Origin of the sequence: Herbiconiux sp. UC225_62, from assembly GCF_042694625.1 — a bacterium.
Taxonomy (GTDB): domain Bacteria; phylum Actinomycetota; class Actinomycetes; order Actinomycetales; family Microbacteriaceae; genus Herbiconiux.
In genome coordinates this window covers 3,178,597-3,198,259 of the sequence record NZ_CP170551.1, presented here as the reverse complement: position 1 = coordinate 3,198,259, position 19,663 = coordinate 3,178,597, and the positions used below count along the sequence as shown (strand labels likewise).

The following is a 19,663-nucleotide window of genomic DNA, read 5'->3' as shown; positions in this document are numbered from 1 at the left end:
GCGCCGAGCCGCATGTGGCGCATCTTTCCATGGGCGTCCTACAGTGAATCCCAGCTGCACTCACGTCTGCCACGCGGCGCGGCGTAGATGCGATTTGCGCATGGTCTCAGTGGTCCCCCATCATGATGCCAGGGGGTTACGCGATGCCGCATGTTGATTCTGTCGAAGTGTCCGGGCTATTCGGTCACATCCACCACTTGGTGAAGATGCGCAAGGGCAATCCGACAATAATTACCGCACCAAACGGAGCGGGAAAAACACATATCCTGATGCTCCTACAAGCGTCTCTCTCGCTTGAGCTGCGCATACTTCTCGCTTCCCCTTTCGCCGAGTTCCGGGTCAAGTTCGATGACGGCCGCGTCCTCGTAGTTTCTCGTGAGGTCTCAGAGGTGGGAGAGGCCAAGCTCTCGATGGCCGTCGAAGTGGACGATCAGGTAATAGGCACGCCGTTCATAGTTTCCACGGCAGACCTTGAAGACTCGAAGTCGCGGCTCCCGTCATGGATTAGAAAGATCGGGCCGGATCGGTGGATCGACAGCCGAAATCAGCGAATCTACGGGCGGGCGTTCCTCGAACGTCGCTACCGCATAACCCTGTCCGAAGTAGCCACAGCTCAGTGGGAACACAGCCGGGAGGTACTGGAACTTTGCTCTCCTCCGTCCCCCGTGTTCATCGACACGAAGCGTTTGGACGTCGCGGGCCTCGAGTCAAATGAGGGCGAGTTCGGAAGCGGTCGCACACACGAAGGTGCTGCCAGCCGGATTCACGAATACATGGACCAACTGCGCGCAGAAGTGACTGAGGCGCGCAGAAGTTCTATTCAGGCAACGCAAAGCGCAGACTTGAGTTTCGCGGCACGCGCACTTGCTGCCGCCAAGATGACCGTTAAGGAGCTGGATCTACATCGGCGCTACGACGCAACGGTCCTCCGCTACGAGACTCTCGCTCGAAACTCATTAGCCGTCGGCGAAGCGCCCATGGACTTTCCAGCGAAGACCACACCGACAGATCGACGCATCCTCAGCGTGTTCCTGGATGATTGGGACAAGAGGCTCGAACCACTGCTTCCGCTGAATGAAAAAATTCAGACGCTGCGCGAAATCCTGGATTCAAAGTTGGCGCCATCGGGCAAACGGACTGCGATGTCCGCAAGGGGCGATCTCGAGTTCCGCTCCGCGAGCGGCAGTCGAATTCGCGTGTCAAGTCTTTCGTCTGGCGAGCAGCACCTCGTTGCCCTCTTCACAATGCTCTTGTTCTCGGCAAATGCGGGATCTCTCGTACTTATCGATGAGCCTGAAATATCATTCCACGCCGCGTGGAAGCACGCGTTCTTGGACGATATCTCGCGAGTCGCAGCGATCAGCAATCTTCAAGTGGTACTGGCAACGCACTCTTCGGCCATCGTGAACGGGCGGTGGGACCTGACCGAGGAGCTCTCGTACAATCTTGACAGCGACGCGAGCGAGCTTTCTGTGCTCAGCGCTAGCGACGACGGCGAAGAATTCGATGAGTGACACATCGTCTTCTCTTCGAGAACTCGATCGGGTCGAAGATCGAATCCGGCAGCAACGCCAGTGGACTGATTCGCCAGTTTTGCTCGTTGAGGGCCCAGACGATCTGAACGTTCTTCGACAGCATCTTCCCGGAGTCTCTATTTTCCCGGCGGACGGGAAAGCAAACGCACTAAGAGCCGTGAGGTCTCTTCAAGCATGGAACATCGAGGACGTCCTCGCGGTCGTAGATCGTGATTTCGATGATCCTTCACAAACGCAGGACATTGAGGGCAGGCTACATCCGTATGCACGTCGCGACCTTGAAGGCATGCTGATCGGCCTCGGGGTGCTTGCCCACGTCTTAGAGCATCAAGGCTCGGCGGCGAAGCTCACGGCCTGCGGTGGTTCAGAGGCCTTGGTCGCGCGCTTAGAGGAAATCGCTGCACCCCTTACTTCGCTTCGAGATCACAACGCGCGACACAATTATGGGCTGTCGTTCGACGGCACAGACTTCGTTGGAAAAGTGGACCTCAGGACGCTTGATTTTCGAATGCAGGCGTATTGCGCAGCCTTGATTTCACGGAGCGAGACTGAAGTTCAGATTGACACTCTTGTACAAGCGGCCGCCACCGCGGTCGCCGACGATCTCGGCCCGAGAGGAAAGGATGTGATCGCCCTGGCCGGTGTTGCACTCCGTCGCGTAGCGGGCTCCCTCGCCCACGCCGCAGTGGACGAACCCGTCCTCACCGGCCAGTTGCACAGCAGCGCGGGATTCCTTCTTTCGAAAGACGAATGGCTTAGCGAATTGAAAGACCGACTCATCGGCTGAATCCGCCGTCAAGCAGCGGCGAAACCGTTTCGCTAGTCGCTTACTCACCTAGGTTTTCGCCCGACGGAGCGGCGTCTTGAGCGACGTACCTAATAAGTGCATCACGCACTACCTCCGTAACGGTGCGGCCCTCTTTGGCTGCCTTGGCTTGTGCAGCCTGATACAGATCAGTTGGGATTCGGAAGCCTCTTTTGGGTGTTTTCGGCTGATTCGGCACGCAGTTATTCTCACAGAAATTATGCGAGGAAACATCGCTTAAATATTGATTGGTGTGGCCACACCGATTAGGCTAGCAACATGACAGCCAACAGAACGGAGCTGATCGTCGGGGTTCCCGACCAGCTCGAACGGACGGCTCGTCTTATTGCCGCGGCACGAGGCGAGGACATCAATGCAGTGGTCTGCGCGGCCCTGCGCGAGTACGTCGGGGCGGTGCCACGATGAACGTGCACGAGCGATTCAGCAACCGACTCCGGCGGTGCCGGCGCTGCGGCATCCGGGTACCCCGCGGGGAGATGATCTACAACCACCGGGCATGCTCCGAAGACTGCGCCGACGAACTGTGGGTCAAAGACACCTACGGGCCGGACTTCTACTAGGCGCAACGCATCCGCGTGCGCTCGGAGTGGGTCATCCGCTCGGGTCACCGTGCAATCTGCGCAGCGTTTGAGCGCCGGATCGGCCACGTGACTTGAGCGGAGGCCTCCCGCTCTAGCCACTGGCTTCTGCCCGGGCTGAGGAAGATCCAGCCGGCTCGCCGATACGCCAGAAAAGCATCGAAAAAGTCAGCAAACACGGCAGCGACGAGGGACGGCGGTTACACCGGCCGCTCGCTGGAGACCCTCCCACCGAATCCAATCCCGTGGCCCGGCGCAGGCAACAGCTCCTAGGCTTTCTACCGTGAGTGAGTCATCGCGGGAATCAGTCGAACGGTTCAGGGGAGCTTGTCTGACGTGGTTGGCGGCGACGTTCCCCAGTAGGTCGCCGGACGAACCGGTGGACGACCTGCTAGACAAGGTAAAGAGCGAGTTGGCGTACGTAGATGCGATAGTCGCCGACTTTGCGATTCCGTTCCTCAACCGCGCCGTCGACGTGCCAGCGCCCTACATCCCTACTCAGGCCAGGGCCGAGCTGAAGAGCGTTATTGCAGTGACAGGCGGCCTGCCGAAGCGCAGCGACCCCGCCTCTCACGTAGGCCAGCTCTATGGCTATGCCCTGCTGCTGCAGTCTGTCCTTGATGCGTTGGAAAGCCTAGGATCTGCGGACTCGACGGCGGAGCAGAAGCGTTCGTGCGAGTGGGGCTCGGACTAAGAGTCGGAAGACTCCGCGCAATCACTTTGACTCTCGCCGTATGTTCTCGGCGATGATTTCGAAGTAGTCGCCCGACTGGACTCGCATCATCAACCAATGCCCCAACGGATGCTCGGCGTAGTACTCCGAATCAAAGATGTTGCCGGATGGTCCCCAAGGATCGAAACGCGTGAAGTTCAGGCTCCGAATCCCGTTCATGATGATCTGCGATGGCTCGATGCCGCCCAATTCGAGCACACCGCTTCGTGACTTCCAATCGATGTCAATCCGATGCAGGGGCATGTCATTCAGGCGGTTCAGTTCCACTTCTTCTCCCAACTGCATAGGCAATCTGCACCGCGGCAGGTATATGCGTCTCGAGTACCGCGGACTCACCGCAAGTCTCGCACCAACGGGAGGCGACAGACCGGGACGATCCGCTCGAATGCATCGAGCCTGCGGAGAGATCTCGGCACCTGGGCGCTGTTGAATATCGTTGCCGTCATGGACGATAAGGGCGATGAGGAGCGAATTGGTTGGCGAGAACTCGACACCCTCGCCGCGGAAAGTCACTGGAATGCGTTCGACAACCTTTTACCGCTTCCGGCCGGGCGTCTCACCCTCGACGTGGCCGGCGATTCAAGAACCCATCCCGTCTATCACCTTCGATCTCTCGGCCATTCCCGACGGAGCGCCGCGAGCCACAGCAGTGCGCGCCATCAACAGTGAAGCGCAACGTTGCTTCGTCTGGGCGTTGGGCGGAGAGACGCTGGTGGTTCTCGACTGGCAGCACACGAGTTGGTTGTTCTCGCCGGCGGACGAAGCGTCCAACCCCGAGTGCGATGATCCACTCAACGGCCACCCCATCGTGTTCCCAGACGGGGACTACTACGCGTTCATGACTGCGGATCTCCGCGAAGGAACGTTCGGCCACCCGTGGGAGCGCACACTTTGCGTCATAGGTGATCGACTCATCCGGACTCTTGGAGCATCGCTCTCGACGTGGCTTCCCACCGTGAGAATCAATGGGAGCTAGTTGGTCGCATCTGCGCTACTTTTGGGTGACCATTGTCGACGGTGCGGTCTCGCGAGCAATTGCGGCCAAGTCGCTGTAGCCGCGGTCCACAAGGTGTTTCACCAGGTACTCCGTGTGTGACGGCTTGTGCGCCGAACGGGCGTACGCCTCGAGCACTCGTCTAGCATCTGCGGGTCGTGCATGAGCGGTATACAGATCGGCGATGTCCAGTGCGGCGGCCGGACCCATGCCGAGTGACTCGATGTCACCGTTCTCGAATGCGAGCCAGATGTCTTCGCTCGACTCGAAACGAGACAGCCATTGAATACCTGCGCCGAGGAGAGCGTCGCTCACGTTCACGGCGGCCTCCGGATGATCAAGACGCCACCACACGTCCGCGTGCTCGGGAAGAAGATGGCCGAGCCGCTTTCGCAGTTGACAGTCGTATTCGTTGATCCAGGAGAGCTCTCGATACTGCGTGCGGGGCATCGAGGAAGAGTGAACTCCTAGGTTCACGGTGAATCGGCCGTGGAGGTTGGGCCGCAGGCCGGGCAATTCCACCGTTCCGGGCGGGTCGGATGCGCCCATCTGGAAGCTGATGACGTGCGTGATGCCATCGTCGAGAGAGCGGTTGAAAGAGTGTCGCCGCTTCTTGAAACCCAGGGTCTTGAGTTGGGGCGCGACCACGTCCACGACTTGGCGCATCTCGTCTACCAGACCAGTCACGATAGTCCACCCTCCCGCTTCTTGAAGCGCGTGCCGAAAGCCTTTCCAATGAGCGGGTTCACGACCAGGTGGGACTGGAGTCCTCTGATGATCCTGAACGTCTCGAGATCCGGGATGCCGGTCACTGTCTCCCAATCACCGGCTGCACCGACTGTTCCGCTCATGAAGACGATCTCAGTAGCCAGCATGGTCCGCACCCAGTCGATATGGCGCATGGGCTGTGAATTCTTCAGGGCAACAATGATGCGATTCGTCTGAGCAAAGAGATCTGCAATGGATGCGAAGCCCATGGCTACGGCAAGTTCTTCCGTGCAGTGGGCAGGCCCACCCCACTCCACGAGGCCATGCCGAAGAACCTTCCTCTCTGTAGATGACAGGTCGTAGTGGATGAGTTCATCAAGATCGAAATCGAACGGGCCGGGGTCGTCAGGATGGGCGTCTCGCCAGCGCTGTTGGGTTCGCACTTTCCATTGCACTTTGAAATCGCGCGCGGACCGAAGCCGATCCAGAATTTCGAGAGGAACCGTTGCATTCTGTGCAACAGCAATCTGGCACCGAGGGAACTCCTCGACAATTTCGACCCAAGTCGCCAATTCTGCGTACTCCTTGGACAGTGCCGCCCAACGTTCAGATGAGGGAGCAGCGTCGAACCATTTCGCATATTCAGTTGCATTTTCGATCACAAAGGTCATGTAAGCATGCAGGGCACGTTCGGGGCCAGCGATCGTCGAGGTCTCGACCAGCTCGAACGGACGGCTCGTCTTATTGCCGCGGCACGAGGCGAGGACATCAATGCAGTGGTCTGCGCGGCCCTGCGCGAGTACGTCGGGGCGGTGCCAAGATGAACGTGCACGAGCGATTCAGCAACCGACTCCGGCGATGCCGGCGATGCGGCATCCGGGTACCCCGCGGAGAGATGATCTACAACCACCGGGCATGCTCCGAAGACTGCGCCGACCACCTGTGGCTCAAAGACACATACGGGCACGATTTCTACTAGGGCGAAGCCCTCCGCTTGCACACGGAGTGGTCGTCCGCTCGAGTTGTTGGCTCGGTCTGTTGGGTCTTTGCACAGCAGGTCGCAATGGGACCCGAACGGACAACTCCCGCTGCTACTCTCACCCCAGGAGGGCATTATGGATGTGATCGCTTACGTGATCGCTGCCGTCGCTTTTGCAGCAGCCGGCGGGGTGGGCATCCTGCTCGCGCGACTGTCGAACAAAGTCACGTCGACTGCCGTGAAGCAGCTTGAGAACCGCTTCAACAAGAATCGTCGCGAGGGCCTAACCTCAGACTTCGACATGAAGTAGCGATTGCCGCAACAGACCCGTCTTCGCCATGTCGTCGTCGCGTATCGGCATTTTCGGCGATAGGTTCAGCAGGAGCAATAGGCGAATCCCACCGAGATGGCCCACTGCGAAGTTGGCGCTGTAAGAGCGGGCCGCGCGTTCCGGGACTGGCGCACCGCGCCGGCGGTAGTGTGTGCTCGTGACCGACGAAGACTGGCGACTGAGCGACCAGGAGACCTACCTCCACGGTCGCAAATTCCGGTGGGCAGCCTGGTGGCCATATCGCGACGGCTGGGACCATGACCATTGCGATTTCTGCTTCGCCGAGATCTCGGCAGACACGACGGGCCACGCGGACTTCAATGAAGCGTGGGTGACGGCGGATGACGGGTACCACTGGATCTGCCCGCAATGCTTAGAGGATTTCCGGACCCGTTTCGCCTTCGAGGTGCAGGCGGGCCCCCCACGTGAGCCGTCAGGATCAATAGGAAAGTTGCGGTGAGCGAGTCTCCTCAGCTCAGCGCTTGATGGGCTTGAAGCGCGGAGCCGGAATCGGATCAGGAACGGTCGGTTGCGGGAATCGCTGCAATCGGCCTGCTGAATTGATGAAGAACACGGCGAGGATCACATAAGTCGCGGCACCCACCGCCAAGTAGTAGGCCGTCGGCTGCAATGCGAACACCACAATCGTCGCCACGGCGTCCGCGGCCCACAGCCCGCCAATGACGAAGCTTGCCGTGGGGCGGGCACTTCCCCTCCACCACACACGCGGAGGCTTCAGGGGTTCTCCTTGGCCGCGGAACGTTCGTGCGGCCCCAAGCACGAAAGTCAGGGTCAGCAAGTTGGCCACGATGCTGGCCAACGGGTCAGGCAGAAATCGAGCCACCAAGTAGCTGTCGAGGACGTTCAGGAGGATCAGGCTTGCTGCGAAATAGGCGACTTTCCATCGCGTCTTCCTGATGCGGAACATGGCGAAATCCTATCGATGGCATGTGCTGGCGTTCGGCGTCGGCGCACTCTGTGAGCGAGCCAAGCCATCGGGCGTCAGAGCTCGACCAACTCCAGGAACGTTTCTTCCGTAACGATCTCGATCCGGTGCCCCGACGACGCAAGCTCGATCGCGCGCTGCACCTTCGAACTCAGCGTGGCACCAGGCTTCAGCGTGGCAGGGTCGAAGCCGCCCATCACGACCAACGACGTCTTCTTCGTGACGTTCGACGAGACGGATGCTCCGAAATCCGCCACCAGCTTCTGGGCTTCGGGTCGCGAGTAGCCGCCGAGTTCGCCCGAGAAGCACACGACCTCGCCGAAGAGGGGATGGGCGGGGTCGGCTTCCGCATTGGCCCGTGGAAGGTCGGCCGCCTTCTGATAGGTCTGAATGCGCGGAGATTGCTTCTTCTCTCGGGCCGACCGCCACACCTCATCCGTCGACGTCAGGCCACGCTCTGCGGCGACCCGGAGGGTGATTCGGGCGCAGGCCAACGAGTCCGCACCGGCTTCGTGATGGTCGAAGCCGGCCAGACCGAAGTGTTCGACCACGAGAGGGAGCCGATAGCTGTCGAGCTGAACATGGTCGCGAACCACGGCCAAAGCGTCGAGGAACACGAACCCGCGCTCGGGGGCGCCCGTGATCTTGTTGGCGGCGTTGTAGACGCCCTTGTCGAACGGGCTGTACGCCACCAGTGGAGCGCCCTCGATGAGCGATTCGAGTCGATCGAGCGTCCAGGCCCAGTCAGGGGCGTCTGCCACATGATGCGGACCGATCCCGTGAATGTAGGTGTTCGTGAAGTCGAGTCCTGTCGGAGGGAGCACGAACCACGACTCGGTCAAGACAATGCTGCCATCGACGACTTTCGTGATTCCCACCGAGCAAACAGAACCCCGCTCGAAGTTCGCGGTTTGGAAGTCGACCGCGGTGAAGTTCAGAGGCACGCGGCCGACTCTATTTGCGCGACACCTGACGACGACAGCCCCAGTGCGTGGCACACGATGGGAAGTTGAAACGCCCGCTGCAGCACTTGGATCGACGCCGTTAGGCCAGGTCTATCACTCCGACGATAGACAGAAGTTCCTCCGGATTCATCGTCTGGTCCGCTCGCCTCAGAGCCCCAAAGTAGTCCGGCGAATCTGTCCACTCGAAGATGCGGTTGCCCGTCATGGCGAGCAGCAGAACGTCTGCGAAAAGCCGAGTTACCCGCCCGTTGCCATCAACGAACGGATGGATCTTGACGAGATGATGATGAGCGCTCATCGCCACGAACTCGGGCGTCAGATCGATGCTGTCGAGGTTCTTCACCTGCCAGTTCAGCGTTTGCAGTTCGCCGTAGAGCAACTCACGGATGTTCTCGGGGGCGGCTCCGATGCTCACCTCGCGAACACGTAGCTTGCCCGCCCATTTCCAGACTGACCCGTAGCACGCATGATGGATGTCTTCGAGAGCATAAGGCGAGGTGAGATCCTCGGCCGAGAGCAGACCCTCGCTGATCGCGGCGTAGAGGTCTGCGCGCGCATCAGCCAACGCTTGCGCCTCTGCGATGTAGACGGCCGCCTTGCTGTCGAACGAGACGCCCTCGACGAAATCACCCGCATCCTCAACGGATACGGGTGTGTCGTTGTACGGGGTACCGGACTCAACCAAGCTAGCGCGGCACGGAGTGCGACTTTAGGCGAGCGACGACGTCGGTGTTGCGCCCAGCACGGACAACCGGCTCTCGCGACGGTGCTCGACCCTCGATCTTCATGGTCGTCATCGTTGATCGCACAACTGTCTTGTTGAGTCGGTCGATACTGACGAACTTCTTGGGTGCCATCGTGACCTCCTCAGGTTCTGGACTCCGGCGATGCCTCAATCATCTCGCGTCGAGACGATTCTCTCCACTGGCGAGCCGCGCAACAGCTAAGCGGTTACTCCACTGCGGCTCATCGTGAATTCCTCGGCCAGCGCCTCGACGGAGTAGCTCACGACCTCAGTCACGTTCCTCTGCTTCAGCGCTGCGAGAAGTTCCTCCGGCGTCACACAGAAGAACTCAAACCAAACGGGAGTTGGGGCGAGCGCTTGACGACCCAGTTACGGACAACTACGACGCCTCGATCAGTTCTGCCACGCTGATCATTTTGGCAATGAAGTCGCGATCATTCTCGGTGGGGCGGTCTCGAACTTCCATGCCACCAAGCAGTTCGATCAGCACAGAGGTCCGCCCCAAGCGGCCGTGGCCAACAACGGCAGCTCGCTCTTGATAGTCGATGATGGCGGGCAGCGCTTCGGTGCCCAACAATCTGACCGCGACGACGGCTAGATCCGGGGCTGTGAGATAGCCATCCGCAGTGCGCAGGCTCGCCAGTACGGCAGTGCCGACCTCCGGTTCGGGACGGACCAAGGAGAACCAGGCCCCCATCCTCCGCGAGCGCCATTCACTTGTCTCCAGCATCCAGAGGATCTCTTGCAACTCGGCGTCGCGCCCCAAGCTGGCGATCCGGCGGAGTTGCTCTGGATCTGGATTGTCGAAGTTCATCGAAAGATAGAACGGTGCCGTGTAGACCTTGCGGATCTTCTCAATCATTCCAAATGTCGACATATCGGCAGGGTACCGGCCAGCGGATGGCGGCGAGTTGCCCTCCGGGACTGCCGTGTCTTGCACAGCGGCCGACCGTCTCTCGGGCGCGTGAGCAAATGGCTGACAAAATCGACGAATGGGCAATAGCACTTACTGGGACCCGCGGCCGCTGATCGCGGATTGTGAGGGCATCGCCATACCGGAAGGGGGCGGAGCCACTCTCCCGGCATCGGCCAGCTTCCTCCACGGAAGGTGGTCCGATCGTAATTGGCGCAATGTTCCCGGCCCGATCTTCGGGGCCATCACCGACTCATGCTGGACCGGCAGAATTGTGGCCCCGGACCATATCGCCTATGACGATGACACCGGCGCCGAATTCGTCATCAAGCAGCCAACGAGCGTCGTCGAGCTCGAGCGAGTGATGATTGCTGCGTATTCAGACCCCTTCCAGGCGTACAGCGCCGACGGTGATGCGCACTGGACGCCTGAAACTGCACGTCAATGGTGGACGGAGCGAGGGCGACTGATTGAATGGGCCGCTCAGCTCGTACCGGTGTGGGCTGTCGGCAACACACAGGAGCAAGATGCCGCTCGCGGCCTGCGAGCGATGCTGGACTCCCTCGAGAACGGTTCGACCGAGAGTTATCTTCGCAACTACATCTTTTGGTTAGAAGAGCGTCGGGCACCTGGCATGGCTGACCTCCTTCCTCGCCTCTGAAGCGTCGCGCGATTCAACGCAGGCTGATCTGAACCGAGGCCCGAGCGATGACGAACTCGCCTACTAGCGAAGTATGTATTACGCGGCAATCATCCGGATACGGGTCTAGGGATATCAGGGGCCGCGCCAGGGCCATTTAGTTGCTTCGCCAGGTCATTGTGGAGATCGATGAGTTCCGTGAACGGCACCGCCTGCCGAGCGCAGGCCGAGACATCCTTGCCCTCCTGTGTGAAGGGAAACGGGTATAGCGACAAACCCTGGTCTGGTCGCAACACGGCAACTTCGCTTTCCCAACCGGGCCACCTGAGCGATTCGTAGAACGCGGTCGTCGCGCCTCCGAGCATCGCGGCGACGAAGGCGGGATACGAGAGGTCGAGTCGCTCCCATTGCAGTGTGTCGACCGACAAGTGATGCACGGAGCCATCGCCCGCGCCCAGCGCACCGCCGTCGAGGGCGAACACCCCGCCCAGGACGTCGAACGCCACGACAAGGAGATCCGAAGCCGCGCCGTTCGCTTCGTCGAGGCCGGGCAGCCCGTCGTCTGAACTGCCGCCCAGGAGACGAAACCAACCGGAGTCGATGGTGAGCCCGGAAGAATTCTGAGCAAGGGCATGGAGATAGGAACTCGGGTTCAGTCCCATCGTTGTTGCGGTCGTTGCAGTCGACTGCGGCGGGCGGACGTCGACCACGACAGGAGACTTCTCGATCCAGGCAGTCACTTCGGCCCACGAGGCATCGGGAGTCACGCTCATGACGACATTCTTGCGGACAACTGGTCTCACTAGCCGACGACTGCTGTACCCGCATGTGGACCGTTCGCTCCGCACCCCGGGTTAGCACTTTGAGCACTCAAACGCCGTGCCGGTGACCGTTGCAGCTCGGGCGTAGGCAGGGCGTCTCCGTTAGGGTGAACGCGTGGTTGGAGATGCACTGGCGTTGGACTCGCCTCGATGGTCGGAACTCGAGCACGCATACGGCAATGCGGCGGACGTGCCCGACTTGCTTCGCCAACTCGGCTTGGCCCCGAGCCGTTCCGACAATGATGAGCCGTGGTTCACGTTGTGGAGTTCGCTCGCCCATCAGGATGATGTGTACTCAGCTTCATTTGCCGCGGTTCCGCACGTCATCAACGTGATGGCGCGAAGCCCCGACCGCGTCACAGCGCCCTTCTTCAATTTCCCGGCATGGGTTGAGATCTGTCGTGTTCGCAGTGACACGCCGATTCCGGACGACTTGCGGGGCATGTACTTCGACGCCCTGCATCGACTACCCGAGCTCGCCGCAGAGGCTTCGAAGGCGCAATGGGACCGTGGTTTCCTGACCTGCGCGCTCGCGGCTATAGCGGCGGCCAAGGGGGACGCAGAGATGGCTGAGGCGGTTTTGGAACTCTCCGAGGACGGGCCAGCAGCGTTCTTGGAGTGGCACTACGCCCGATGAGCAAGATCCTCTCCACCCAGCCGTCGCAATAGGCGATCTCCTGCGCCTGCCATTGCGCGCGAAAAGAAGATTGCCCCGGAGCGCCAACGCATTTACGCGTCCCGTCCGGGGCATATGCATTGGATGCTAGCATGTCGACTAATTCTCACAATATCGAGAATCGACAACCAGGCCGCGCCGTCGCCGTTTGAGAGACCGACGGAGAGCCGGCGCGATGCTCACCGTAGTGCCGACCGGAACGTTAAAAGCAAAACCCCGGCCGTGTGATCGGCCCTCCGAGGAGGACTACAGGGACGGATCCGGGGTGTTCGCAATCAGCCTAGACAACTGGGGAGATGATGGTCAACTCAGCGTCGTGGTCATTTTACGAGCGGCACTTCGCCGCCGCTCGTCTCCAGCACTACCTCGCCGATCGTGGTGACGATCAGGGTGCCGCAATGCGCCTCTACGACTGGAACGCCGCAATGTCGGCAGCGCTCTGGGAATCACTGAGCTTTCTCGAGGTCGCTCTCCGAAATGCGATCGACCGCCAGATGACCCTCATCCACGCCCGAAAAGGACGATCTGGACATTGGATCTTCGATGACGCCTTCGAGCTCGGGCGCGACGTGAATGGGCCACCTCGCCACAAGCAGCCCTACCTCGACGTGTCGACAGCGATCGGGCGGGTACGCCGAAACGGAATGCCCGTCAGCTCAGGACAAGTGATCTCCGAGCTGCCCTTCGGCTTCTGGCATCAGATGGTTTCAAAGCGACAGTCGTTCCTTTGGCCCGATCTCGTAGCCGCGTTTCCAAACAGCCCTAATCGAAGCCAGGCCACCGTACACGACCCAGTGGCGCGACTGCGATCGTTCCGGAATCGCATCGGTCATCATCACCGCATCTGGTCGTTAGACATCGCAGACCGCTACGCCGACATTCTCACCATCGCCAACTACCTCGACGCCGATCTCTCAGTGTGGATCGACTCTCGGTCTCGTGTAACCCAACTACTTGCAACGAGGCCCTAGCAACGATCGTGGGCGCGTCAATGACTCCCCGATCCAGACGGCGAGATCAGATTGGTCACCTGGGCATTGACGAGGCACTTTCATTTTGGAAGTGTTAGCTCCATGAGCCTTTTCGTCACGTGCCCGGTCGAGAGCGTCGAACGCGCGACCGCCTTCTACACCGCCCTCGGCTGGACTCTCAACCCCGAGATGTCCGACCACAACGTGTCGTGCTTCGCGATCGCGCCCGAGCAGTACGTCATGCTCGGCAGCCGCGAGATGTACGCGAGCGTCGGCGCCACCGAGGAGATGGTCGGCGGGCCCGACACCCCCTCCAAAGTCACGGTCTCGTTCGACCTCGGCAGCCGCGAGGCGGTCGACGAACTCGTCGAGCGCGCCGGTGCCGCCGGCGGCCGCGTCGGAGACACCGACGACTACCCCTTCATGTACCAGCGGCAGTTCGACGACCCCGACGGCTACCACTACTCCCCCTTCTGGATGAAGGTGGACGCCGATCCGACCGCGTGAGCGACCTGGCCGCCGCTCTCGACATCGTTGGAGCCCGCTGGGCACTCCTCATCGTGGAGAAGCTGCTCGACGGACCGCAGCGCTACGGCGATCTGCAACGGGAGTTCGGGATGGGCACGAACATGCTCGCCACCCGCTTGCGCGAGCTCGAGGCTGCGGGCGTACTGCGCCGCCTGCCCCTCCGGCACAACACACGCGCCTACGCGCTCACCGAGCGCGGGCTTGCGCTGCGCCCAGCGATCACCGCACTCGCGCACTGGGGCGCCGAAAACCTGTAGAAGATGGATGGGGATTCCCGACCAGCGACGCTGATGAGGTTTCGGTGCGAATTTGACCGCAGGCCGGGACGTTCTCAGGTGTTGCTGCTGCCCCGCTCCTTCACAATCACAGGTGCGTCGAAGGGGCCACTGATGGAGCAGAAGGTGTAGGCCTCCAGGTCGCTGGTGTCCGATTTCCACGTGACATGCATCATCAGCGCGTTCGGGTCATCCGAGACGCCGGTCGTGATCTTCTCCTCGGCAATCGGGTTGGTGTCGGCCGGATCGAAGGGCGTGAAGGTTCCGGTCATGTTCGCGAGGTCGTCTTGCGCATACTCCACGCAGGTTGCGTAGGCCGCTTCGAGGTCATACGAAGCCGGGGCTGCGGGCTGGGGCGTGGCGCTCGGTGATGGGGTCGGAGAGGATGTCGGCGTCGGGGATGCCGTGACACTCGGGCGCGGAGTGGAGGTCGCCGAGGAGATGGGCGCCGCTGTCGGTGTCGATGTGCACCCCGCGAGGAGGAGGCCGACGGTCAGGATGGCGGCAGCGGCAGTCGGGCGGGCGAGGCGAACGGTCATCCTTCGAGCGTACGACGACTGTCGAATTATCGCCGCGCCGTCGACATCGGGTGTTCTAGCCTTGAGGCATGATCGATCCCCTGACACTGATCACGCTCGTCATCATCCCGGTCTACCTTCTCGGCGCTGCGCTCATCGCCTTCTTGTTGTACTGGGTTGTGCGACTGGGTGTGCGGGGCGGACTCCGCGATCACCACAAGTGGGTCACGCAGCCCGCGGCCCCGCCCAGCCCCGCCGGCGAAACCCAGAACACGCAGCCTCCGGTTCACCCAGTCGCGTGAACGGCACGTTCTCACTGACCACCGCGCGGTTGACGCTCGACCAACCGGTCGAGGGTGACGTCGATCTCATCGCCTCGTACTGCTCCGATCCGGTGTTCGAAGCGTTCATGACGACGCCCTGGCCGTATGAACGGAAGCATGCCGAGTACTTCGTCCGCTCGTTCGTGCCGGATGGATGGTCGCGCAGCGTGGAATGGACCTGGGCGATTCGAGAGGGCGGCGGGCAGGACATACTCGGTGCCATCGGAGTTCGCATGAACAGCGGGATGGTCGGCTACTGGCTCGGCGCGCCTCACCGCGGGCACGGGATCATGCCCGAGGCGTTGAGGGCGGTCGTCGACGCCGTGTTCGAGCGGAGTGATCGGGCCGATCTCCGGTGGGAATGCGTCGTCGGCAACACGGCGTCATCGAGGGTTGCAGAGAAAGTCGGCTTCCGCTTCACGGGCGAAACGGTGGGGATGATCGCCGGGCGAGATGGTTCCCTCCAACGCTCGTGGACAGCACGGCTCGATCGGCATGACGACCGGTCCGCTCGGCCGGTCTGGCCGGTGTGACGAGGCCCGGTTTCAGACGCTTGCTGCATGGGACGCACTTCGCGCCGTCGATGGAGTCGGGGGTACGGAACCAGCCGACGTCGTAGCGCGACGTAAGGTCGAAGCATGAGCGAGGAAGGCGCCACCACACTGCGCCGGATGGGTGTCGGCCTGGAGGTCGTGACCCTCTCCTGGAACGTGGTCGGCGTGGTGCTGCTCGGGTTTCTGGCGTACCAGTCGGCATCCGTCGCCCTCCTCGCGTTCGGCCTCGACAGCCTGATCGAGATCGGGGCGAGTGCGGTGGTGATCTGGGAGCTCTCCGGCCGCGGTGAGGCTCGCCAGAGGTTCGCGCTGCGGTTGATCGGCTGGGCCTTCATTCTGCTCGCGGCCTATCTGCTCGTGCAGACGATCGTCGTGCTCTCCACGGGGCATCGCGCCTCACCGGGCTCGGGCGGCATCTCGTGGACGGCAGCGACGGCAGCGGTGATGTTCGCTCTCGCGTGGGGGAAGCACCGGGTGGGAACAAGGCTTGGCAACCCCGTGCTCGTCGCGGAAGGTCGGGTCACCCTGATCGATGGAGTTCTTGCGTCGGCAGTGCTGGCTGGGCTGCTGCTCGACACGCTCGTCGGGCTCTGGTGGGCCGCTCCGCTGGCCGCGCTGGTGGTCGTGTTCTACGCGGTGCGTGAAGCCATCCACATCTTCAAGGAATGACGTGGTCTGCTCGCAGCAGCGAGGTCGGCGTCTCAGTGAGCGACTCCTCGGAGCGTTCGTCTGCGCGTTAGGATCGCGGCATGCGGATCGTCGTCTCGGGTACCCATGCGAGCGGCAAGAGCACGCTGATCTCGGATTTCGCGCTTCGGCACCCGGAGTTCACCGTGCTGCCCGACCCCTTCGACCTCATCGACGAGGCCTGGGACCAGCCGAGCGCCGCCATGTTCGCCCGGCAGCTGCGCATCGCGGCGGAGCGGCTCGGGTCGGGCGAGATCGCGGGCGACGTCATCGCCGAGCGCGGGCCGCTCGACTTTCTCGCGTACCTGCTGGCCCTCGACGAGGTGGCGGGGGCATCCGCTTCGCCTGAACTCCTCGAGCGGTCGACGATCCTCACCGCTGAGGCGCTCGGTCATGTCGATCTGCTCGTCGTGCTACCGCTCAATTCGGCTGACGCGATCGAGGTCGGCGCCGACGAAGACCCGGAGTTGAGGGACGCGATGAACGACGTGCTGATGGAGCTGGTGGATGACGCCGATCTCGTCGGCTCGCGGCTCACGATGGTGGAGATCGTCGGGAGTCCGAGCGAGCGGCTGCGCCGACTCGAAGAGCTCGTGAGCGGGGCGTGATCCCCCTCCGCTGAGCGGGCAGGATGAGGGGGTGGAAATCCGCTCACTCATCGCCCGACGCTCGGTGCGAACGTTCGACGCCACCCCCGTTGACCACAGCACCGTTTCGCTCATCGTCGACCAGGCGCGCTGGACCGGGTCGGCGCGAAACCGGCAGCCGTGGCGGTTCGTCGCGGTCTACGACCAAGGCATCCGGTCTCAGCTCGCGGCGCTCGGCGCCTACGCCGGGCACCTCGCGACGGCACCGGTGGTGCTCGTGCTTCTGAGCCCGGTGGCGCAGCAACTGGATACGGAGTTCGATCTCGGCCGGGTCGCGCAATCCGTCACGCTCGTCGCCGCTGAGCAGGGGCTGGGATCGTGCATCACGAGCCTCTACCCCGAAGCCAACTCGCGGACCGCGGCCGAACTCGTCTCGGCCGATCCGGGATGGACGGCGCGCCACGCGATCGCGCTGGGCTTCCCCGCCCCGAAGCCGACGGCGGGCCGATCGGCCATCCCCCTCGGCAGGCGCAGCGTGGCCGAGAGTCTCCGATTCCTGTGACGACGCGAACGTACGGCGTGCGAATCGCCGGCCCAACCCGGAATGGAACCGATCGCCAGGTCGAGACATTCTCTTAACGTGAGCATCACTACACCTGACGACGAGGCAGCCAGATGGGATTCGGCGCGAGCCGGCGACTCCGCGGCCTTCGGCGCCATCTTCGATCTGCACCGCAATCGCGTCTTCCACCAGGCACAACGGATGTTGCCGACCATCCATGATGCTGAAGACATCACTGCCGCGACCTTCCTCGAAGCCTGGCGGCGGCGCGAATCCGTTCGGGTGGTCGACGGTTCCGTCATCGGCTGGCTCCTGGTGACAGCGAACTACCTCGCCCGCAACCTCGATCGCTCACGACGTCGATACCGCACTCTTCTCGATCAGATGCGAGAACCCGACCACACCGTCGACCCTGCCGACGACGTGGCCGATCGACTCGACACCCAGTCGATGACCGGCCGCGTGCGGGATGCGCTCAGCCGGCTGTCGAAGCGGGATCAGGACATCATCACCCTCTGCCTCGTGCAACAACTCTCGACAGCAGACGCCGCGGCCGTGCTCTCCGTGCCGGCGGGAACCGTCAAATCCCGCCTGTCACGGGCGAAGCAACGCCTCGCCGCCGATGTGCTGGCCACTCTCGACAACGAATCGTCACGCACTGGAGGTGCTCGATGACCGCACCGGACCTCGACCCGCAACTGTCCGCATCCATGCGTCGCGTCATCCTTCAGCATGCCGGCGAAAAGCCGGGACGAGCGCAATCCTCACGCCGACTCGCGACCATCCTGGGCACCGTCGCGCTGATCTCGGGGGTCGCCACCGCGACCGTCGTCATCGTCGTCGCGGGGCTCCCCGGATTCACCACCCCACCCCCTGTCGCATCCACTCCGACGACGAGCGCCACCGCGACGCCGACACCGACCCCCACCCCAGCGCCGTCCTCCACTCCGAGCCCGACACCCACCGCCACGAGCGAACCGACCCCTACCACGCCGGCCATCGATCCCACAGACCCGAGCACGTGGATCATCGGATTCGGCGGGGTCGGACCCGTCACGCTCGGTGCATCTCTGGAGGACCAGCGGCAGCAACTCTCCGGGTTCGGTGACATCACCGCCCCCGACTGCGTTGGCCGCTACCTCGACCTGGCCGCTCCCAGCGGATTCTCGTTCCTCTTCGTCGGAGGGCAGGAACAACCGACGCAGACAGCCGCCATCACGTTCGGAAACGGCGGCTCGCCGCTTGCGGATGATCGCGGGCGCACGCCGAAGACACCCGAAGGAATCGGTATCGACTCGACCAAGGACGAGCTCCTCGCCGCCTACCCCGACATCGAACTGACGGGCATGTACCAGAGCGACGCCTACCCCTACTACGGGCTCACGGACGGCAACGGCGGATGGATCGTGTTCGGCATCATCAACGACGAGGTCAGCACCATCCAGATCGCGAATGAGGCCGACGTGCCCATCGAGAACCGCAGCGTGAAGACCATCCCCTCCGAGCGCTGCCCGGCGTGAGCCGAGGAGGAAGCCGGGGACGCAGTCGTCGACACGGAGGCGGTACTTCTCCGGAGCTACGATCAGCGTGTGAACGGTTCATTCAGCGACGAGGCACGCGCCGCCATCGGTGCCACCCTCGTCGAGGTCTGGGAGGCCTCGCCACTGTGGAGCTTCAGTGGCTCCATCGTCGTCCGGCAACAACGGGTCGACGTGGGGTGGCCGTTCGCGTCGTGGGCCATAGGCGAGTGGCTGAAGTGCGGCTTCGTGCGACTGATGTCTCACGATTGGTGGAGTTCGAATTCGATGCCGGCTCCGGGCTGGGCCGAGCGGGCATCCCTCGACGGCGGCGTGTACGTGCTTGCGCTGGACGACGCTCTCGAACTTGCCGCCGACATCCGTCGTTGGCGCAGTGATGTCGACGGCATCATTGAGGTGGTACCGGCCCCGACGATGCCTGAAGAGACTGAGGAGTGGATTCGCCGGCTCGCCGTGAGCCCCGTCGCGCACCCTGCCATCGGGCCCGATCTCGTTTCGCGAGCGCAAGCCCGGGCTTCGGCTTCGGTCGACATCTCCGAGTTGAATCGATGGTTCATCTTTCCGCCGCACGACCCCACCGACGACCGATAGGACGCGGTCCCGCTGTCGGTGACGCGGTTCTGATCGGATGTCTCAGATGCGCTCCCCCGGACGGGGCGTAGAGAATCGGCGCGGCGGCTGAGAGGGTTGTGGAAGCTCGGTGCACCACAGGTGTGGCGCAGACCGGGCG

Annotated in this window: 31 protein-coding genes; 21 read left to right on the top strand and 10 right to left on the bottom strand. The window is 62.3% G+C overall.

All coding sequences use genetic code 11. From position 1 onward, the window contains the following. Nucleotides 1-206: 206 nt before the first annotated feature. The 4 genes from ACFJGU_RS15660 to ACFJGU_RS15645 all read left to right on the top strand — a co-directional run bounded on the left by ACFJGU_RS15660 (nt 207) and on the right by ACFJGU_RS15645 (nt 3,633). Complete coding sequence (locus ACFJGU_RS15660; protein ID WP_382310395.1) at nt 207-1,514, top strand: AAA family ATPase; 1,308 nt, start codon at nt 207-209, stop codon at nt 1,512-1,514. Continuing rightward, nucleotides 1,507-2,322: a hypothetical protein gene (locus ACFJGU_RS15655; protein WP_382304510.1), complete on the top strand. Its 816-nt coding sequence runs from the start codon at nt 1,507-1,509 to the stop codon at nt 2,320-2,322. The genes ACFJGU_RS15660 and ACFJGU_RS15655 overlap by 8 nt, the downstream gene beginning before the upstream one ends. 297 nt (nt 2,323-2,619) lie before the next feature. Next, a complete protein-coding gene (locus tag ACFJGU_RS15650; protein WP_382304508.1) occupies nt 2,620-2,766 on the top strand; it encodes a hypothetical protein in 147 nt (48 codons plus the stop codon). 456 nt (nt 2,767-3,222) lie between these two features. Continuing rightward, on the top strand, nt 3,223-3,633 hold the full coding sequence (locus ACFJGU_RS15645) for a hypothetical protein (protein ID WP_382304506.1): 411 nt from the start codon (nt 3,223-3,225) through the stop codon (nt 3,631-3,633). A gap of 21 nt (nt 3,634-3,654) precedes the next feature. Here ACFJGU_RS15645 and ACFJGU_RS15640 read toward each other — a convergent pair whose 3' ends face one another. Further along, entirely contained in the window at nt 3,655-3,939 is a 285-nt protein-coding gene (locus ACFJGU_RS15640) for a hypothetical protein (RefSeq protein WP_382304504.1), read from the bottom strand. A gap of 177 nt (nt 3,940-4,116) precedes the next feature. On the opposite strand from ACFJGU_RS15640, the gene ACFJGU_RS15635 reads away from it, so the two are divergent. Together ACFJGU_RS15635 and ACFJGU_RS15630 are read left to right on the top strand one after the other, a co-directional pair. Continuing rightward, complete coding sequence (locus ACFJGU_RS15635) at nt 4,117-4,341, top strand: hypothetical protein (RefSeq protein ID WP_382310486.1); 225 nt, start codon at nt 4,117-4,119, stop codon at nt 4,339-4,341. Further along, on the top strand, nt 4,250-4,648 hold the full coding sequence (locus tag ACFJGU_RS15630; RefSeq protein WP_382310393.1) for a DUF2716 domain-containing protein: 399 nt from the start codon (nt 4,250-4,252) through the stop codon (nt 4,646-4,648). The genes ACFJGU_RS15635 and ACFJGU_RS15630 overlap by 92 nt, the downstream gene beginning before the upstream one ends. A gap of 15 nt (nt 4,649-4,663) precedes the next feature. Here ACFJGU_RS15630 and ACFJGU_RS15625 read toward each other — a convergent pair whose 3' ends face one another. After that, the gene (locus ACFJGU_RS15625; protein WP_382304502.1) at nt 4,664-5,353 is read right to left on the bottom strand and encodes a DUF4304 domain-containing protein; all 690 of its coding nucleotides are present in this window, start codon (nt 5,351-5,353) and stop codon (nt 4,664-4,666) included. Further along, a complete protein-coding gene (locus ACFJGU_RS15620) occupies nt 5,350-6,045 on the bottom strand; it encodes a hypothetical protein (protein ID WP_382304500.1) in 696 nt (231 codons plus the stop codon). Before ACFJGU_RS15620 ends, ACFJGU_RS15625 begins: the two co-directional genes overlap by 4 nt. Nucleotides 6,046-6,489: 444 nt before the next feature. Between ACFJGU_RS15620 and ACFJGU_RS15615 the strand changes: the two genes are divergently transcribed. Both ACFJGU_RS15615 and ACFJGU_RS15610 read left to right on the top strand, forming a co-directional pair. Further along, on the top strand, nt 6,490-6,663 hold the full coding sequence (locus tag ACFJGU_RS15615; protein WP_382304498.1) for a hypothetical protein: 174 nt from the start codon (nt 6,490-6,492) through the stop codon (nt 6,661-6,663). A gap of 178 nt (nt 6,664-6,841) precedes the next feature. Then, on the top strand, nt 6,842-7,144 hold the full coding sequence (locus ACFJGU_RS15610; RefSeq protein WP_382304496.1) for a hypothetical protein: 303 nt from the start codon (nt 6,842-6,844) through the stop codon (nt 7,142-7,144). A 15-nt stretch (nt 7,145-7,159) separates the two neighbouring features. Here ACFJGU_RS15610 and ACFJGU_RS15605 read toward each other — a convergent pair whose 3' ends face one another. From ACFJGU_RS15605 to ACFJGU_RS15590, 4 genes are all read right to left on the bottom strand, one after another. Continuing rightward, complete coding sequence (locus tag ACFJGU_RS15605; protein ID WP_382304494.1) at nt 7,160-7,612, bottom strand: hypothetical protein; 453 nt, start codon at nt 7,610-7,612, stop codon at nt 7,160-7,162. A gap of 74 nt (nt 7,613-7,686) precedes the next feature. Continuing rightward, nucleotides 7,687-8,574: a BRCT domain-containing protein gene (locus tag ACFJGU_RS15600; RefSeq protein WP_382304493.1), complete on the bottom strand. Its 888-nt coding sequence runs from the start codon at nt 8,572-8,574 to the stop codon at nt 7,687-7,689. A gap of 100 nt (nt 8,575-8,674) precedes the next feature. Further along, the gene (locus ACFJGU_RS15595; RefSeq protein ID WP_382304491.1) at nt 8,675-9,280 is read right to left on the bottom strand and encodes a Fic family protein; all 606 of its coding nucleotides are present in this window, start codon (nt 9,278-9,280) and stop codon (nt 8,675-8,677) included. A gap of 439 nt (nt 9,281-9,719) precedes the next feature. Further along, entirely contained in the window at nt 9,720-10,202 is a 483-nt protein-coding gene (locus tag ACFJGU_RS15590) for a hypothetical protein (RefSeq protein WP_382304488.1), read from the bottom strand. A 130-nt stretch (nt 10,203-10,332) separates the two neighbouring features. On the opposite strand from ACFJGU_RS15590, the gene ACFJGU_RS15585 reads away from it, so the two are divergent. Continuing rightward, the gene (locus ACFJGU_RS15585) at nt 10,333-10,914 is read left to right on the top strand and encodes a ferredoxin (RefSeq protein WP_382304486.1); all 582 of its coding nucleotides are present in this window, start codon (nt 10,333-10,335) and stop codon (nt 10,912-10,914) included. Between the two features lie 89 nt (nt 10,915-11,003). Here ACFJGU_RS15585 and ACFJGU_RS15580 read toward each other — a convergent pair whose 3' ends face one another. Next, a complete protein-coding gene (locus tag ACFJGU_RS15580) occupies nt 11,004-11,666 on the bottom strand; it encodes a DUF2625 family protein (protein ID WP_382304484.1) in 663 nt (220 codons plus the stop codon). A gap of 163 nt (nt 11,667-11,829) precedes the next feature. Here ACFJGU_RS15580 and ACFJGU_RS15575 point away from each other — a divergent pair, with 163 nt between their 5' ends. The 4 genes from ACFJGU_RS15575 to ACFJGU_RS15560 all read left to right on the top strand — a co-directional run bounded on the left by ACFJGU_RS15575 (nt 11,830) and on the right by ACFJGU_RS15560 (nt 14,146). Next, nucleotides 11,830-12,351, top strand: coding sequence for a hypothetical protein (locus ACFJGU_RS15575; protein ID WP_382304483.1), 522 nt, complete (start codon nt 11,830-11,832; stop codon nt 12,349-12,351). Nucleotides 12,352-12,686: 335 nt separating this feature from the next. After that, the gene (locus tag ACFJGU_RS15570) at nt 12,687-13,361 is read left to right on the top strand and encodes a hypothetical protein (protein WP_382304481.1); all 675 of its coding nucleotides are present in this window, start codon (nt 12,687-12,689) and stop codon (nt 13,359-13,361) included. Nucleotides 13,362-13,463: 102 nt separating this feature from the next. Next, nucleotides 13,464-13,868 carry a VOC family protein gene (locus ACFJGU_RS15565; RefSeq protein WP_382304480.1) on the top strand — a complete coding sequence of 135 codons (405 nt, stop codon included), beginning with the start codon at nt 13,464-13,466 and terminating at the stop codon, nt 13,866-13,868. After that, nucleotides 13,865-14,146 (top strand): winged helix-turn-helix transcriptional regulator, encoded by a 282-nt coding sequence (locus ACFJGU_RS15560; protein WP_382304479.1) that lies wholly within the window; start codon nt 13,865-13,867, stop codon nt 14,144-14,146. The genes ACFJGU_RS15565 and ACFJGU_RS15560 overlap by 4 nt, the downstream gene beginning before the upstream one ends. 74 nt (nt 14,147-14,220) lie before the next feature. Here the strand turns inward: ACFJGU_RS15560 and ACFJGU_RS15555 are convergent, their stop codons facing one another. Both ACFJGU_RS15555 and ACFJGU_RS15550 read right to left on the bottom strand, forming a co-directional pair. Beyond that, nucleotides 14,221-14,466, bottom strand: a complete 246-nt coding sequence (locus tag ACFJGU_RS15555) for a hypothetical protein (protein WP_382304478.1) — start codon at nt 14,464-14,466, stop codon at nt 14,221-14,223. Nucleotides 14,467-14,491: 25 nt separating this feature from the next. Then, nucleotides 14,492-14,635 (bottom strand): hypothetical protein, encoded by a 144-nt coding sequence (locus tag ACFJGU_RS15550; protein WP_382304476.1) that lies wholly within the window; start codon nt 14,633-14,635, stop codon nt 14,492-14,494. A gap of 136 nt (nt 14,636-14,771) precedes the next feature. Between ACFJGU_RS15550 and ACFJGU_RS15545 the strand changes: the two genes are divergently transcribed. The 8 genes from ACFJGU_RS15545 to ACFJGU_RS15510 all read left to right on the top strand — a co-directional run bounded on the left by ACFJGU_RS15545 (nt 14,772) and on the right by ACFJGU_RS15510 (nt 19,524). Continuing rightward, complete coding sequence (locus tag ACFJGU_RS15545; protein ID WP_382304474.1) at nt 14,772-14,984, top strand: hypothetical protein; 213 nt, start codon at nt 14,772-14,774, stop codon at nt 14,982-14,984. Continuing rightward, nucleotides 14,981-15,538, top strand: coding sequence for a GNAT family N-acetyltransferase (locus ACFJGU_RS15540; RefSeq protein ID WP_382304472.1), 558 nt, complete (start codon nt 14,981-14,983; stop codon nt 15,536-15,538). The genes ACFJGU_RS15545 and ACFJGU_RS15540 overlap by 4 nt, the downstream gene beginning before the upstream one ends. 105 nt (nt 15,539-15,643) lie before the next feature. Next, nucleotides 15,644-16,228, top strand: coding sequence for a cation transporter (locus ACFJGU_RS15535; RefSeq protein WP_382304470.1), 585 nt, complete (start codon nt 15,644-15,646; stop codon nt 16,226-16,228). 80 nt (nt 16,229-16,308) lie between these two features. After that, nucleotides 16,309-16,854, top strand: coding sequence for an AAA family ATPase (locus tag ACFJGU_RS15530; protein WP_382304468.1), 546 nt, complete (start codon nt 16,309-16,311; stop codon nt 16,852-16,854). Between the two features lie 31 nt (nt 16,855-16,885). Beyond that, the gene (locus ACFJGU_RS15525; protein WP_382304466.1) at nt 16,886-17,395 is read left to right on the top strand and encodes a nitroreductase family protein; all 510 of its coding nucleotides are present in this window, start codon (nt 16,886-16,888) and stop codon (nt 17,393-17,395) included. A gap of 78 nt (nt 17,396-17,473) precedes the next feature. Then, nucleotides 17,474-18,070: an RNA polymerase sigma factor gene (locus tag ACFJGU_RS15520; RefSeq protein ID WP_382304464.1), complete on the top strand. Its 597-nt coding sequence runs from the start codon at nt 17,474-17,476 to the stop codon at nt 18,068-18,070. Next, nucleotides 18,067-18,915 carry a hypothetical protein gene (locus ACFJGU_RS15515; protein WP_382304462.1) on the top strand — a complete coding sequence of 283 codons (849 nt, stop codon included), beginning with the start codon at nt 18,067-18,069 and terminating at the stop codon, nt 18,913-18,915. Before ACFJGU_RS15520 ends, ACFJGU_RS15515 begins: the two co-directional genes overlap by 4 nt. A gap of 69 nt (nt 18,916-18,984) precedes the next feature. Continuing rightward, nucleotides 18,985-19,524, top strand: a complete 540-nt coding sequence (locus ACFJGU_RS15510; protein ID WP_382304461.1) for a hypothetical protein — start codon at nt 18,985-18,987, stop codon at nt 19,522-19,524. The last annotated feature ends 139 nt before the right edge of the window (nt 19,525-19,663 follow it).

What these genes read in the sequence shown, in the direction of transcription:
- ACFJGU_RS15660 (WP_382310395.1), top strand. Translation starts at nt 207, where the DNA reads ATGCGCAAGGGCAATCCGACAATAATTACCGCACCAAACGGAGCGGGA.
- ACFJGU_RS15655 (WP_382304510.1), top strand. Translation starts at nt 1,507, where the DNA reads ATGAGTGACACATCGTCTTCTCTTCGAGAACTCGATCGGGTCGAAGAT.
- ACFJGU_RS15650 (WP_382304508.1), top strand. Translation starts at nt 2,620, where the DNA reads ATGACAGCCAACAGAACGGAGCTGATCGTCGGGGTTCCCGACCAGCTC.
- ACFJGU_RS15635 (WP_382310486.1), top strand. Translation starts at nt 4,117, where the DNA reads ATGGACGATAAGGGCGATGAGGAGCGAATTGGTTGGCGAGAACTCGAC.
- ACFJGU_RS15620 (WP_382304500.1), bottom strand. Translation starts at nt 6,045, where the DNA reads ATGACCTTTGTGATCGAAAATGCAACTGAATATGCGAAATGGTTCGAC.
- ACFJGU_RS15615 (WP_382304498.1), top strand. Translation starts at nt 6,490, where the DNA reads ATGGATGTGATCGCTTACGTGATCGCTGCCGTCGCTTTTGCAGCAGCC.
- ACFJGU_RS15605 (WP_382304494.1), bottom strand. Translation starts at nt 7,612, where the DNA reads ATGTTCCGCATCAGGAAGACGCGATGGAAAGTCGCCTATTTCGCAGCA.
- ACFJGU_RS15590 (WP_382304488.1), bottom strand. Translation starts at nt 10,202, where the DNA reads ATGATTGAGAAGATCCGCAAGGTCTACACGGCACCGTTCTATCTTTCG.
- ACFJGU_RS15585 (WP_382304486.1), top strand. Translation starts at nt 10,333, where the DNA reads ATGGGCAATAGCACTTACTGGGACCCGCGGCCGCTGATCGCGGATTGT.
- ACFJGU_RS15580 (WP_382304484.1), bottom strand. Translation starts at nt 11,666, where the DNA reads ATGAGCGTGACTCCCGATGCCTCGTGGGCCGAAGTGACTGCCTGGATC.
- ACFJGU_RS15570 (WP_382304481.1), top strand. Translation starts at nt 12,687, where the DNA reads ATGATGGTCAACTCAGCGTCGTGGTCATTTTACGAGCGGCACTTCGCC.
- ACFJGU_RS15565 (WP_382304480.1), top strand. Translation starts at nt 13,464, where the DNA reads ATGAGCCTTTTCGTCACGTGCCCGGTCGAGAGCGTCGAACGCGCGACC.
- ACFJGU_RS15545 (WP_382304474.1), top strand. Translation starts at nt 14,772, where the DNA reads ATGATCGATCCCCTGACACTGATCACGCTCGTCATCATCCCGGTCTAC.
- ACFJGU_RS15535 (WP_382304470.1), top strand. Translation starts at nt 15,644, where the DNA reads ATGAGCGAGGAAGGCGCCACCACACTGCGCCGGATGGGTGTCGGCCTG.
- ACFJGU_RS15530 (WP_382304468.1), top strand. Translation starts at nt 16,309, where the DNA reads ATGCGGATCGTCGTCTCGGGTACCCATGCGAGCGGCAAGAGCACGCTG.
- ACFJGU_RS15515 (WP_382304462.1), top strand. Translation starts at nt 18,067, where the DNA reads ATGACCGCACCGGACCTCGACCCGCAACTGTCCGCATCCATGCGTCGC.